Below are 12,773 nucleotides of genomic sequence, written 5' to 3' on the forward strand. Positions count from 1 at the left end.
CGCAGAGGTGGTCCGTGCACTCGCTCTCCCGGCCCCGCGTGGTGGCGGCCCTGTCGCTGGGCGTCGTCGCGCTCGCCGTCGTCCTGTTGCCGACCGCGCACGCGGGAGCCGACCCGGCGGGCCCGGCCGTCGCGACCGCCAGCCTCCTGGACAGCCCCGAGCTCGACGAGCTGCAGCGGCGCGCTGCCGAGGTGCAGGCCGACCTGCAGGAGCGGCAGTCCCGGGTCGTCGCGGCCCGGGAGGCCCTCGCCGCCGCCGAGGCGGCCGCGGCGCAGGCGGAGGCCGACATCGTCGCGGCGGACGCGGAGCTCGCTCGGGCCCGGGCCGAGGTGGCCCGGCACGCCTCGGCGGTGTACCGGGACGCGGGCGAGGTCACGCCGCTCTCGGTGCTGCTGTCCGGTGGTGACCCGGGCGACGTCGTCGCCGCGGGGGGTCTGCTCGACGCGGCCGAGCGGCACGCGGCCGCGGTGGTCGCCGCGGCGGAGCGTCGACGGCAGGAGGCCGCGGCGCGGCGCGCGGAGGCGGAGACGACGCGGGAGACCGCCCGTGCGCGGGCAGCGGAGCTCACCACCGAGACCGCCGAGCTGGAGGCGGCCGCGGCCGCGGCGGGCCGGGACCTGGAGGTCGCCGTCGCCGCCGCCGACCGGCAGCTGGGCCGGCAGCGGGAGGAGCAGCGGGCGGCCGGCCGGCAGGCGGCGGCCGACTGGCACGGGTACCTCGACGAGCTGGCCGCGGCCGGCGTGACCCCGCCGCCGGCCGCGGCGCTGCGCGACCCGGTGGTCGGCCTGCCCGACGGGCTGGTGCCGGTGCCGGCGTCCGGCGGTGGGGTGCAGGCCGGGGCGGCCCGGCTGCCGGGCGCGCCTGCGCCGCTGGTCGTCCCGGCCGCCGAGGCGGTCGACGCGGTCAGCGCCGCGGTGGACGCCCTGGAGCTGCCCTACGCCGCCGGGGCGGCGGGCCCGGACGCGTGGTCCTGTGGAGCTCTGGTGCACGCCGTCTACGCCTCGGTGGGTATCGACCTCCCGGACGACCAGGCGGGGCTCCACGCGGTCACCACGCCGGTCGACCCGGCCGACGTCCTCCCGGGGGACCTGGTCTTCCTGCGCGCCGGCCGGTCCGGTCCGGGCAACGTCGGCATCGCCCTCGACCGGTGGACCGTGCTGGCGGCCGACGCCCGCGCCGGTGCCGTCGTGGTCGGCCGCCCGGCGGCCGACCGGGTGCTGGGTGCCGGACGGCCCGGCCTGGGGCTCCGCGCGGCCGTCCCCGCGACCGGGCCGTCCGGCGGGGCGCTGCCGGTCGAGTGCGGCGACGTGCGGTACCCGCCCGAGACGTCGGGAGGGCGGGCGTGGGGCGGGTTCCCGAACGGGCTGATCCCGCCCAGCGCGATGTGCCCGCTGGAGGGCGCCGGCCACGTGCTGCGCTGCGACGCGGCGGCGGCCTACCAGGTGATGAGCAGCGCCTTCGCCGGCGCCTTCGGGACGCCGCTGTGCCTCACCGACTCCTACCGGAGCTACGCCGCCCAGGTGCAGCTGTACGGCGAGAAGCCGGAGCTCGCCGCGGTGCCGGGCACCAGCAACCACGGCTGGGGCCTGGCGGTCGACCTGTGCGGGGGCGTCGAGCGGTTCGGGACGGCGCAGTACGCCTGGATGGCCACCAACGCCGGCCGCTTCGGCTTCGTCCACCCGCGCTGGGCCGACCTGGGCAACGGCCGCGAGGAACCCTGGCACTGGGAGTACGCCGGCGCCTGAGCCGGAACTGTCGGTGCCCGCTCCTAGCGTCCTGCCCGGATCGACCGGGGCCACGGACGGCCTCCCGCGACGAGGGTCGGCCAGTGGAGGAGTGGACCGTGTACATCGACTGCGACACCTGCACCGCTCGTGGTACCGGCTGCGGCGACTGCGTCGTGACCGTCCTCCTGGGCGCGCCGCCGGGCTGGCGGGGCGCCGACCCGACGGTGGTGCCGATGACCGGCCGGCGGGACGACCGGCTGTCCGCGGAGGACGTCGTCGTGCTGCCGCCGGGGGTGGTCGTGGAGTTCGACGAGGTCGAGCGGCGCGCCGTCCAGGTGCTGGCAGCCGCCGGTCTGGTGCCGCCGCTGCGCCACCAGCACTCGGTCCGGCCGGCCCCGGCACGACGGGCTGCGCCGCAACGGCGGGGAGGTGGTCTGGGGTCGCAGCGGCGCACCGGGTGAGCGAGGTGCTCCGGCGTCCGTGCGAACCGGGCGCGACGGGCGGCGTGTCTCCGACCAGGAGCGACCCCGATCCCACAGTCCCCGGCACCCCCGTTCGTCACTTCTCCACCACCCCCGTACGGTGAGCCGGTCCGGCCGGGTGGTCGTCACCTGCAGACGGGTGACCTCGGCCGGTCACCGCCGAATCGCCCGACGCGCCGCACCGGCGCCGAAGGGGAACCGGGGACCCACCGCAGCACTGGGGTGAGTTCTCCTGCGCGCCGGTCCGCCGGGGCGCAGAGATAGGGCGCCTTCTTCCCAGCCCGAACCCGTCAGCTAACTCGGTAGGCGGTCGCTGAGGAAGAACGGAGAGCCGCCGCCCGTGGCGACCCCCCGCCCTGCCCTGGGGCATGCCCTCGATCAGTTCCACCCCGACCTCGCGGTCGCGGTCCGCCGTCCCACCCTGTCGCGCGGCACCGCCCGCGGACTGGTCCTGGGAGCCACCGCCACCCTCGCCCTGACGCTCCTGCCGGGCACCGCCGCCGCGAATCCCGAGGAGGCCGCCAGCGCCGCGCAGGCCGCGCAGCTGGTCGTCCGGGCCGCCCACGACCTCGAGGTCGTCACCGAGCAGGTGAACGAGGCCCGCGAGGCGTTGGCGCAGCGGCAGGCCGCCGTGCAGAGCGCCGACCGGGCCGCCGCCGAGGCCCGGTCGCAGCTCGACGCGCTCGACGGCCACATCCGCCAGGTCGCCCGCGCGGCCTTCACCGCCTCCCCGGGGAACGGCATGGCCGAGCTGGACCTGCTGATGACCAGCGGGTCGGCCGAGGCGTTCCTCTCCCGGCTGGCCACCCTCGACGCGATCGCCGGGCACACCGACGAGGTGCTCGAGGAGGTCGCCGAGTCCGCCGCCGCCCGGGCCGCCGCTCAGCGGACGCTCGACGGCGTCACCGCCCGCCAGGCCCGGCTCGAGGCGGACACCGCCGAGTACCAGGCGCAGTACGACGCCCTGTCGGCGCCGCAGCAGCAGGAGGTCGTGGCCGCGCACGCCGGACAGTCGGTGGCCGCCGCGCCGGCGGCGGCGGCCGGCGGCGCCGCGCAGACCGCCGTCGACACCGCGCTGGCCCAGGTCGGTGACGCCTACGTGTGGGGCGCCGGCGGGCCGGACGCCTTCGACTGCTCGGGGCTGACCCAGTACGCCTACGCCGCGGCCGGCACCAGCCTGCCGCACTCGTCGCGGATGCAGGCGACGATGGGCACCGCGGTCTCCCGGGCCGACCTGCAGCCGGGCGATCTGATCTTCTACCACAGCCCGGTCAGCCACGTGGGGATGTACATCGGCAACGGCCAGATGGTGCACGCCTCGACGTCGGGCCAGCCGGTGAAGGTCGTGAGCGTCGACTCCATGGGCGGCATCACCGCGATGCGCCGCGTCGCCTGACACCATTTCATGGCTGAGACCGCCGTCGTTCCGGATTCCGGCCATGATCAGGGTCCCTGATCATGGAGCGTCCTCCCTCACCGCAGGAGGTCGGGGAGGACACCGCACGATCAGGGACCCTGATCATGGCCGGCTCGGCCCGACCTAGGATCGAGCGCGTGAGCGGGGCGGGCGGGGTGGGCTCCCGCCGGGCCGCGCTGCTGGTCGCGGCCGTGCTCGGCGCCGCGCTCGTCGTCGTCCTCGTGGTGGTCCCGCCGTGGACGCTGCTGCCCGAGCCGCCGGGCGGGCCCGCCCCGGCCGAGCCGTCGTCGGTCCTCCCGCCGGACGTGCTGGAGCAGGCGGAGTCCTTCGCCGCCGCGCTGCGCCCGGCCTCGCTGATCTCGCTGGTGCTGGGCCTGGCGGTCTCCGCGGTCCTGGGCCTGACCCGGCTGGGAGCACGGCTGGTGCGCGCCGTCGCCGCGCCCCTCGGTGGTGGGCGGGCGGCCCAGGTGCTGCTCGGCACGGCGGCCGTGGTGGTCGTCGGCCGGCTGGCCACGCTGCCGGTGTCGGCGTACGCGGAGGTGGTCCGCCACCGGTACGGCCTGTCGACCCGCGGCTGGGGGCTGTGGCTGCGCGACGTCGCCGTCTCCACCGCCATCAGCGCCGTGGTCACCGCGCTGGCGCTGGGCGGCTTCCTGTGGTTGGTCCGGCGCGCGCCGCGCACCTGGTGGGCGTGGGCCGCGGCGGTGGCGGCCGGCCTCGTCGTCGCCGGGTCGTTCGTGCACCCGGTGGTCATCGAGCCGGCGTTCAACCGCTTCGAGCCGCTGCCGGCCGGCGAGCTGCGCACCCGGCTGCTCGACCTGGCGGAGGAGAACGGCACCCCCGTGCAGGACGTGCTGGTCTCCGACGCCTCCCGGCGGACGACGGCGCTGAACGCCTACGTCTCCGGGTTCGGCTCGACCCGCCGCGTCGTCCTCTACGACACCACCCTCGAGCGGCTGCCCGACGACGCCGTCGCCTCGATCGTGGCGCACGAGCTCGGCCACGTCGTCCACCGCGACGTGCTCACCGGCACCCTGGTCGGGGCGCTGGGCGCCGCGTCCGCCGTCGCGCTGTCGGGCTGGCTGCTGTCCTGGACGCCGCTGCTGCGCCGCGCGGGGGTGCAGTCGCCCGCCGACCCGGCCGTCGTCCCGCTGGTGCTGCTCCTGCTGTCGGTGGGCGGTCTGCTGAGCACGCCGGTGCAGAACCTGGTGTCGCGGCAGGTCGAGGCGCGCGCCGACCTGCGGGCGCTCGAGCTGACCGGGGACGCCGGGGCGTTCACCGCCATGCAGCGGGAGCTGGCCGCCACCAACCTCAGCGACCCCGACCCGCCCGCCGCCTGGCAGTGGTTCTTCGGCTCGCACCCCACCGGCGCGCAGCGGATCGCCTTCGCCGAGGACTGGCAGCGGCTGGAGGACGCCGGGTGAGGACGCTCGTCGTCACCAACGACTTCCCGCCGCGCCAGGGCGGCATCCAGACCTTCGTCGCCGCGCTGCTGGCCCGCCGCCCGCCCGAGTCCCTGGTCGTGCTCGCCTCTCGTTCGCCCGGCTGGGAGGCCCACGACGCCGCGCTGCCGTACGAGGTGGTGCGCCACCCGACCGGGGTGCTGCTGCCCACCCCGGGGGTGGCCCGCGCGGCGGCCGGCCTGGCCCGGCGGCACGGCTGCGACACGGCGTTCTTCGGTGCGGCCGCGCCCCTGGGGCTGCTCGCGCCGGCGCTGCGCGACGCCGGGGTGCGTCACCTGGTCGGGGCCACGCACGGCCACGAGACCGGATGGGTGGCGCTGCCCGGCGCGCGGCAGCTGATGCGGCGGATCGCCGCCGGGCTCGACGTGCTGACCTGCATCAGCGACTACACGAGGGACCGGCTGGCGCCGGCGCTGGGCGCGGTCACCCGGATGGCGCAGCTCCCGCCGGGGGTGGACGTCGACCGCTTCACCCCGGACGCCGACGGGGCGGTCGTCCGGGCGCGGTACGGGCTGGGCGACGCACCCGTCGTCGCCTGCGTCTCGCGGCTGGTGCCCCGCAAGGGCCAGGACGTGCTGATCGCAGCCTGGCCGGGGGTGCTGGCCCGGCACCCCGGGGCGCGGCTGCTGCTGGTCGGCGGCGGCCCGCTGGAGGAGCGGCTGCGCCGGGAGGTGGCCGCGCGCGGGCTGGCGCACTCCGTCGTCCTCACCGGGCCGGTGCCACCGGAGCAGCTGCCCGAGCACTACGCGGCAGGCGACGTGTTCGCCATGCCCTGCCGCACCCGCCGCGGCGGGCTGGACGTCGAGGGTCTGGGCATGGTCTACCTGGAGGCGGCCGCCTGCGGCCGGCCCGTGGTGGCCGGCACCTCCGGCGGCGCGCCGGAGACGGTGCAGGAGGGCGTCACCGGGCACGTCGTGGCCGATCCACGCTCGCCGGAGGCGGTGGCCGCCGTCCTCACCGGCCTGCTCGACGACCCCGAGCGGGCACGGCGGATGGGCGCGGCCGGCCGGGCGTGGGTCGAGCAGCGCTGGTCGTGGACGGCGATCGCCGGCACCTTCGCCGCGCTGCTCGACCCCGACGGCTGACGGCCCTGCTGCTCACGGCCCTGCTGCCGGGTCCCGCCCCGGGTCTGCGCGGGGAGGGGCCGCTCAGCGGCTGTAGAGCTCCTCGACCACGGAGTCGAACTCCTTGAGCACCACGGAGCGCTTGAGCTTCAGGCTCGGCGTGAGCATCCCGTTGTCCTCGGTGAAGTCGGTGCCCAGCACCCGGAACCTCTTGATCGCCTCGGCCTGGGACACCGCCTTGTTGGCGTCCGCGACGGCCGCGTCGAGCTCGGCCAGCACGTCGGGGTCCTCGCTGAGCTGGGCGGCGGTGAGGCCGGCGTCCTTGCCCTTGGACTGCAGCCACAGCGGCAGCGCCTCCTCGTCGAGGGTGACCAGGGCGGCGATGAAGGGCCGCTGGTCGCCGACGACGATGCACTGGCTGACCAGGCGGTGGGCGCGCAGCCGGTCCTCGAGCACGGCCGGGGCGACGTTCTTGCCGCCCGCGGTCACCAGGATCTCCTTCTTGCGCCCGGTGATCCTCACGAAGCCGTCGGCGTCGATCTCGCCGAGGTCGCCGCTGTGGAACCAGCCGTCCGCGTCGATGGCCTCCTTCGTCGCGGCCTCGTTCTGCCAGTAGCCGCGCATGACGATGCCGCCGCGGATGAGGATCTCGCCGTCCTCGGCGATCGCGAAGCCGACGCCGGGCAGCGGGCGGCCGACGGTGCCGATGCGCAGCGCGCCGTCGTGGTTGACCGACGCCGCGGCGGTGGTCTCGGTCAGGCCGTAACCCTCGAAGACGGGAACGCCGATGCCCCGGAAGAAGTGGCCGAGTCGCTCGCCGAGCGCAGCGCCGCCGGAGATGGCGCCCTGACAGCAGCCACCGAGCGCGGCGCGCAGCTTGCCGTAGACGAGCCGGTCGAACAGGGCGTGCTGGGCGCGCAGCGCGAGGCCGGGGCCGCCGGTGTCCTGGGCGCGGGACCAGTCGATGGCCACCTGCGCGGCCCGGTCGAAGATCTTGCCCTTGCCGTCGCCCTCCGCCTTGGCCTTGGCGGAGTTGTAGACCTTCTCGAACACCCGGGGGACGGCGAGCACGAAGGTCGGCTTGAACTCGCCGAGGTCCTCCACCAGGTTCTTCACGTCCGGCGTGTGCCCGATGACCGTGCGGTTCTTCACCGCCCCGATCTGCAGCACGCGGGCCAGCACGTGCGCCAGCGGGATGAACAGCAGCAGCGAGCTCTGCGCGTTCAGGTACCGGTCGAGCAGCGTGATGCCGTTGCCGATCTCGAACAAGAAGTTGCGGTGCGTCAGCTCGCAGCCCTTGGGCCGGCCGGTGGTGCCGCTGGTGTAGATCAACGTGGCCGGGCTGTCGGCATCCAGGGTCGCCCGACGGGCGTCGAGCTCGCTGTCGGGGACGTCCTGGCCGGCGACGGTCAGCGTTCCGACGGCGTCGTCCTCGATGACGAAGACGGCCCTGAGGTCCGGCGCCTGGTCACGGACCGACTCGACGGCCGCGGCGTGCTCGTCCCGCTCCACGACGACGGCGGTGGCACCGGAGTCGGCGAGGATCCAGGCGACCTGGTCGGCGCTGGAGGTCTCGTAGACCGGGACGACGACGCCGCCGGCGGTCCAGATGGCGTAGTCGAAGACCGTCCACTCGTAGCGCGTCTTGGCCTGCAGGGCGACGCGGTCACCGGCGGCCACGCCGGCCGCGACCAGCCCCCTGGCGACGCCGCGGACCTCCTCGCCGAACTGCCGCCAGGACACGTCGACCCACCGGCCGTCCACCCGACGCCGCAATCCGGTCTCGTCGCCGTGCCGGGTGACGTTCTCGAACAGCATGTCGGTCAGGGCCTCGTCGGGGCCCACCTCGGTGGTCGCGGGGACGCTGAACTCGCGCACGCCTCGTCCTCTCCTGCCCGCCCGGTCCCGGGCGCCGTCGCCCCGGACCCCGTCGCGGGGCGTCTCGGAAAATCTAGCCGCTGCTCCCTACCCGTGAGTAGGGACAGCCGGCGCCGTGCCACCCGTACGGGGGCGAGCGGTTAGCCTGCTCCGCATGGCCGACCAGTCCACCCAGTCGATCACGGTCGCGGCTCCGCCGGCCGACGTCATGGCGGTCATCGCCGACTTCCCGTCCTACCCGGAGTGGGTCGCGGCGGCCAAGCAGGTCGACGTGCTGGAGACCGGACCGGACGGCCGGGCCCGCCGCGTGCACTTCGTGCTCGACGCCGGTCCGGTCACGGACGACTACGTCCTCGAGTACACCTGGGACGGCGACCGGCGGGTGTCCTGGCAGCTGCTCCAGAGCCAGATGCAGAAGCGCCAGGAGGGCTCCTACACCCTGCGGGAGGCCACTCCGGGCACCACCGAGGTCACCTACGCCATCGCCATCGACCTCGCCATCCCGATGCTCGGGATGATCAAGCGCAAGGGCGAGAAGGTCATCCTCGACACGGCCCTCAAGGAGCTCAAGAAGCGCGTGGAGGGCTAGGCGGCCGGTGCGCACGCTCCTCCTCACCGGCCCCGGCGGGTCCGGTACCTCGACCCTCGCGGCGGCCACCGCCGTCCGCGCTGCCGCGGACGGCGCCCGCACGCTGCTGCTGCTCCGCCCCGGCCGGCGGCCGGCCGGCCTGGATGACGTCCCCGGGCTCGCCGTCGCCTCCGTCTCGCCGCTCACCGCGGCCGAGTCGCTGTGGACGTCCGCCGGTGAGGCGTTGGGCGCCGTCCCCGGGCTGACGCCGCCCCCGTCGACCTCGGTGGTACCCCTGCCGGGCGCCGCGGAGCTGGCGCTGCTCGCCCGGCTGGCCCGCGCGGCCGCGGACGGCGAGGCCGACACGGTGGTCGTCGACACCGGCCCGCTGGAGTCGGGCACCGCGCTGGTCGGCCTGCCACGCGCGCTGCGCTGGTGGCTGGACCAGGCGCTGCCCACCCAGGTGCGGGTGCTCGGCGCCGTGCGGACCGCGGCGGTCCGCTCCGGTGCGGCGGTGCGCGGACCGGTCGACGCGGTCCTCGACGCGGTGTCGCCGCTGGAGGCCGCGCTCGGCCGGCTGCCGCTCGACGACCCGGCGGCCACCGAGGTCCGGCTGGTGGCGGTGCCGCGCGCCGGCGCCGTCCCGGCCCTGCGCGCGGCGGTGACCGCGTTGGCGCTGCACGGCCAGCGGCCGGCCGCCGTCCTCGCGCGGGTGCTGCCCGACGGCGGCCCGGGGGAGTGGTGGGCACGGCGCGCGGCCGAGCAGGACGACGCGCTGGCCGCGTTCGCCGAGCTGGCCCCGCTGCTGCGGGTGGCGGAGCGCGCGCAGGAACCGGCGGACGCCGCGGCGCTGGCCGCCCTGCTGCCCGCCGGGGACGGCGTCGCGCCCGTGGCCGCCCTGGCGCCGTCGGTGGACCGCGCGGACGGCGTCCGCCGCCTGGTGCTGCCGCTGCCCTGGGCCGAGCGTGCCGGCCTGGACCTGACCCGCTGGCAGGACGACCTGGTCGTCACCGTGGCCGGTGCGCGCCGGTCGGTCCCGCTGGACTCCCTGCTGCGCCGCTGCGTGGTCACCGGCGGCGCCCTCGCCGACGCCGGCACCGCGCAGGCGCGGCTGGAGGTCGCCTTCACACCTGATCCGCAGCAGTGGCCGGCCGACCTGCTGGCCGCCGAGGGGAGTACGCCATGAACGACGGACCGGACTGGGTCGAGCAGACCCGCCGGCTGGTGACCGGGCTGGGCCAGACCCTCGGCTCGGCCCTGCGGGAGAACGCGGGGGACGGGGAGGCCGCTGGTGCGCACCCGGCCGACTGCCACTGGTGCCCGGTCTGCCAGGTGGCCGCCGTGGTGCGCGGCGAACGGCCCGAGGTCACCGACGCGCTGGCCGACGTCCTCATCGCCGCCGCGGCGGCGCTGCGCAGCGTCTCCGAGCGCGCGTCCGCCGCAGCCGCGGAGCCGCCGGCGGCGGCGGAAGAGCCGCCGCCCGCGCCGGCGGTGCAGCACATCGAGATCGCCTGAGTGACCGGCGCAGCCGCCGCCGACCTGCCCGCACTGGGCATCGACATCGGCGGCACCAAGGTGGCCGGTGGCGTCGTCGCGCCGGACGGCACGGTGCTGGCCACCGCGCGGCGGGCGACCCCCGGCTCGTCGGTGCAGGAGACCGAGGACGCGATCGCCGCGGTGGTCGAGGTGCTCGCCCGCGGGCACGGTGGCCCGCTGGTCGGCGTCGGCGTGGGGGCGGCCGGCTGGTTCGACCGCACCGGCGACACGGTGCTGTTCAGCCCGCACCTGGCCTGGCGGCACTCGACGCTGCGCACGGACCTCGCCGCCCGGCTGCAGCGGCCGATGTGGGTGGGCAACGACGCGGACGCCGCGGCCTGGGCCGAGTACCGCTACGGCGCGGCTCGCGGAGCGGACCTCGCGCTGATGATCACCCTGGGTACCGGCATCGGCGGCGGCATCGTCATGGACGGCCGGCTGCAGCGCGGCTCGCACGGCGTCGCGGGGGAGTGGGGCCACATGCGCGTCGTCCCCGACGGGCGGCTGTGCGCGTGCGGCAACCGCGGCTGCTGGGAGCAGTACGCCAGCGGCACGGCGCTGGGCCAGACCGCCCGCGAGGTGGCCCGCAGCTCACCGGCCGCCGCGGCCCTGCTGCTCGAACGGGTGGACGGCGACCCGGACAGGCTCACCGGCGAGCACGTCGCCACCGCCGCCGCCGAGGGCGACCCGCTGGCGCTGGAGCTGCTCGCGGAGGTGGGCGGCTGGCTCGGGCAGGGGATCGCCGACCTCTCCGCCGTCCTGGACCCGGAGGTGGTCGTCATCGGCGGTGGGGTCAGCGTGCTGGGCGAGATGGTGCTCGGCCCGGCCCGCCAGCGGCTGGAGCGGGCGCTGCCGGGCCGCGGGTTCCGCCCCGGCCCCCGGGTGGTGGCCGCGCGGCTGGGCGCGGAGGCCGGGATCGTCGGTTCCGCGGACCTCGTCCGCCGGGCCGTCGCCGAGGGCCGGGCGTAGTCAGGCGGCCCCCGGGAGGGGTCCTTCTTCAGACGACGGCGCCGTCGTCCCCGTCGTCGGTGGTGCGCTCGCGCATCCGGGACAGCAGGACCCCGACCCCACCGGCGACGGCGGTCACCCCGAGCACCAGCCCGAGGTCCGCGGACAGCCCGATCACCCGCGGCGCGGCGACCAGGACCGCACCGGCGGCGATCAGCAGCACCGCGTACAGCGAGGCCGGCGCCGGAGCGGGCACCGGCGGAGGCGGCGGCGGCTCGTAGTGCTCCTCCGGGCGGTCCAGCACCGACGGCTCGGCCGGGGTCGGCGGTCGTGGATCGGCGGGGTCCTCGTCGACGACGGTGCGCCCGTGCTCGGCCTCGAAGGCGGCGACGATGCGGGCCCACTCGGCGTCCTCGTCGACGTCGCGCCGCGCGGGCTGCCGGGCGCGGCGGCGCTCCTGCACGTGGTCGTCGGCGTGCTCGTCGACCAGGGCGCGCGCCTCGCCGCTGCGGGCGCGGTCGACGAACAGCCGGTCGCTCGGTGGGCTGGGCAGGGAGACGGTCCGGGTGTAGGGCTCGACGTCGGCCGAGGGTTCCAGGTAGGCGGCCACCCCGGCGTCGCGGAGGACGTCGAGCAGGTGCTCGCCGACCCGCGGGTCGACGTCGCGCAGCGGGGTCCACAGCGCGGCGTCCAGGCCGTTGTCCCGTCGGCCGCGACCGCGGGTGTTCACGCGCTCGCCCGGTGGGGCAGGAGGGACGGCGCGACTCCGGTCATCGGCTCGGGCTCGGGCACGGGTCCTCCTCGACGGCCGGCGGTTGAGCGGGTGTGGCGGGGACGGCGAGGGGGTGGGATTGTCCTCCCGCCCCCGGGCTCCCTAGTCTGGCAGCCCCCGAGGGAGGCGTGTTGTTCTACTGGTTCCTCAAGTTCGTGGCGCTCGGCCCGGTCGTGAAGCTGGTGTTCCGGCCACACCTGGAGGGTGTGGAGCACGTGCCAGCCCGCGGAGCGGCGATCCTCGCGAGCAACCACCTGTCGGCGGCCGACTGGGTCTTCATGCCGCTGTCGGTGCGCCGGCGGGTGACCTTCCTGGCCAAGGCCGAGTACTTCACCGGTTCCGGCCTGAAGGGCTTCCTGCAGCGGGCCTTCTTCACCGGCGCGGGGCAGGTCCCGATCGACCGGACGAGCGCCTCGGCCGCGGAGGACGCCATCCAGACCGGTCTGCGCCTGCTCCGGGAGGGACGGCTGCTGGGCATCTACCCCGAGGGCACGCGGTCGCCGGACGGCCGGCTCTACCGCGGTAAGACCGGCGTGGCCCGGATGACGCTGGAGACCGGCGTGCCGGTCGTGCCGGTCGCCATGGTCTACCGCCGGCGTCGGCTGCCGCTGGTCGGCTGGAACCTCCCGGCGGTGACCGTCCGCTTCGGGGAGTCGCTGGACTTCTCCCGCTACGAGGGTCTGGCCGGCGACCGCTTCGTCGAGCGCTCGATCACCGACGAGATCATGTACGAGATCATGACGCTGTCCGGCCAGGAGTACGTCGACGTCTACGGCGCCCGGGTGAAGAAGTCGATGGACGCCACCGGGGCCAGCGCCTCCGACGTGGTCAGCCGGCTGCAGCCGCCCGCCGACGAGGCCGCCGACCGGGCGCCGGAGTCGCTGGCCGGCTGACGACGGATCCCTGCCCCACCGCTCG

General features: G+C 76.4%; 12 protein-coding genes and 1 riboswitch. Of the genes, 10 read left to right on the top strand and 2 right to left on the bottom strand.

Going from position 1 to position 12,773, the window contains the following annotated elements; all coding sequences use genetic code 11:
- The first annotated feature begins 14 nt into the window (after positions 1-14).
- From BUB17_RS07435 to BUB17_RS07455, 5 genes are all read left to right on the top strand, one after another.
- Positions 15-1,745, top strand: coding sequence for a D-alanyl-D-alanine carboxypeptidase family protein (locus BUB17_RS07435; protein ID WP_072915720.1), 1,731 nt, complete (start codon positions 15-17; stop codon positions 1,743-1,745).
- Between the two features lie 98 nt (positions 1,746-1,843).
- Positions 1,844-2,188 carry a hypothetical protein gene (locus tag BUB17_RS07440; protein WP_072916006.1) on the top strand — a complete coding sequence of 115 codons (345 nt, stop codon included), beginning with the start codon at positions 1,844-1,846 and terminating at the stop codon, positions 2,186-2,188.
- A gap of 196 nt (positions 2,189-2,384) precedes the next feature.
- Positions 2,385-2,533: riboswitch (cyclic di-AMP (ydaO/yuaA leader) on the top strand.
- A 16-nt stretch (positions 2,534-2,549) separates the two neighbouring features.
- Positions 2,550-3,605 carry a C40 family peptidase gene (locus tag BUB17_RS07445; RefSeq protein ID WP_083606128.1) on the top strand — a complete coding sequence of 352 codons (1,056 nt, stop codon included), beginning with the start codon at positions 2,550-2,552 and terminating at the stop codon, positions 3,603-3,605.
- Positions 3,606-3,763: 158 nt separating this feature from the next.
- On the top strand, positions 3,764-5,050 hold the full coding sequence (locus BUB17_RS07450) for a M48 family metallopeptidase (RefSeq protein WP_083606130.1): 1,287 nt from the start codon (positions 3,764-3,766) through the stop codon (positions 5,048-5,050).
- Positions 5,047-6,174, top strand: coding sequence for a glycosyltransferase family 4 protein (locus BUB17_RS07455; protein ID WP_072915726.1), 1,128 nt, complete (start codon positions 5,047-5,049; stop codon positions 6,172-6,174). Before BUB17_RS07450 ends, BUB17_RS07455 begins: the two co-directional genes overlap by 4 nt.
- 63 nt (positions 6,175-6,237) lie before the next feature.
- On the opposite strand, the gene BUB17_RS07460 is transcribed toward BUB17_RS07455, so the two are convergent.
- Positions 6,238-8,031 (bottom strand): AMP-dependent synthetase/ligase, encoded by a 1,794-nt coding sequence (locus BUB17_RS07460; RefSeq protein ID WP_072915728.1) that lies wholly within the window; start codon positions 8,029-8,031, stop codon positions 6,238-6,240.
- 154 nt (positions 8,032-8,185) lie between these two features.
- On the opposite strand from BUB17_RS07460, the gene BUB17_RS07465 reads away from it, so the two are divergent.
- The 4 genes from BUB17_RS07465 to BUB17_RS07480 are packed head-to-tail and all read left to right on the top strand — an operon-like array spanning position 8,186 to position 11,104.
- A complete protein-coding gene (locus tag BUB17_RS07465) occupies positions 8,186-8,620 on the top strand; it encodes an SRPBCC family protein (protein WP_072915731.1) in 435 nt (144 codons plus the stop codon).
- Between the two features lie 7 nt (positions 8,621-8,627).
- Positions 8,628-9,785: an ArsA family ATPase gene (locus BUB17_RS07470; RefSeq protein WP_072915733.1), complete on the top strand. Its 1,158-nt coding sequence runs from the start codon at positions 8,628-8,630 to the stop codon at positions 9,783-9,785.
- Positions 9,782-10,114 carry a hypothetical protein gene (locus BUB17_RS07475; RefSeq protein ID WP_072915736.1) on the top strand — a complete coding sequence of 111 codons (333 nt, stop codon included), beginning with the start codon at positions 9,782-9,784 and terminating at the stop codon, positions 10,112-10,114. The genes BUB17_RS07470 and BUB17_RS07475 overlap by 4 nt, the downstream gene beginning before the upstream one ends.
- Positions 10,115-11,104 carry an ROK family glucokinase gene (locus BUB17_RS07480; protein WP_072915738.1) on the top strand — a complete coding sequence of 330 codons (990 nt, stop codon included), beginning with the start codon at positions 10,115-10,117 and terminating at the stop codon, positions 11,102-11,104. It abuts the gene before it with no gap.
- 28 nt (positions 11,105-11,132) lie between these two features.
- Here the strand turns inward: BUB17_RS07480 and BUB17_RS07485 are convergent, their stop codons facing one another.
- Positions 11,133-11,813 (bottom strand): hypothetical protein, encoded by a 681-nt coding sequence (locus tag BUB17_RS07485; RefSeq protein WP_072915741.1) that lies wholly within the window; start codon positions 11,811-11,813, stop codon positions 11,133-11,135.
- Between the two features lie 170 nt (positions 11,814-11,983).
- Here BUB17_RS07485 and BUB17_RS07490 point away from each other — a divergent pair, with 170 nt between their 5' ends.
- Positions 11,984-12,748 carry a lysophospholipid acyltransferase family protein gene (locus tag BUB17_RS07490; protein WP_244277014.1) on the top strand — a complete coding sequence of 255 codons (765 nt, stop codon included), beginning with the start codon at positions 11,984-11,986 and terminating at the stop codon, positions 12,746-12,748.
- The last annotated feature ends 25 nt before the right edge of the window (positions 12,749-12,773 follow it).

Origin of the sequence: Geodermatophilus obscurus (assembly GCF_900143215.1) — a bacterium.
Taxonomy (GTDB): domain Bacteria; phylum Actinomycetota; class Actinomycetes; order Mycobacteriales; family Geodermatophilaceae; genus Geodermatophilus; species Geodermatophilus obscurus_A.

Excerpts from the sequence above, each read along its gene's own strand:
- BUB17_RS07465 (WP_072915731.1), top strand. The coding sequence starts at position 8,186 with ATGGCCGACCAGTCCACCCAGTCGATCACGGTCGCGGCTCCGCCGGCC.
- BUB17_RS07475 (WP_072915736.1), top strand. The coding sequence starts at position 9,782 with ATGAACGACGGACCGGACTGGGTCGAGCAGACCCGCCGGCTGGTGACC.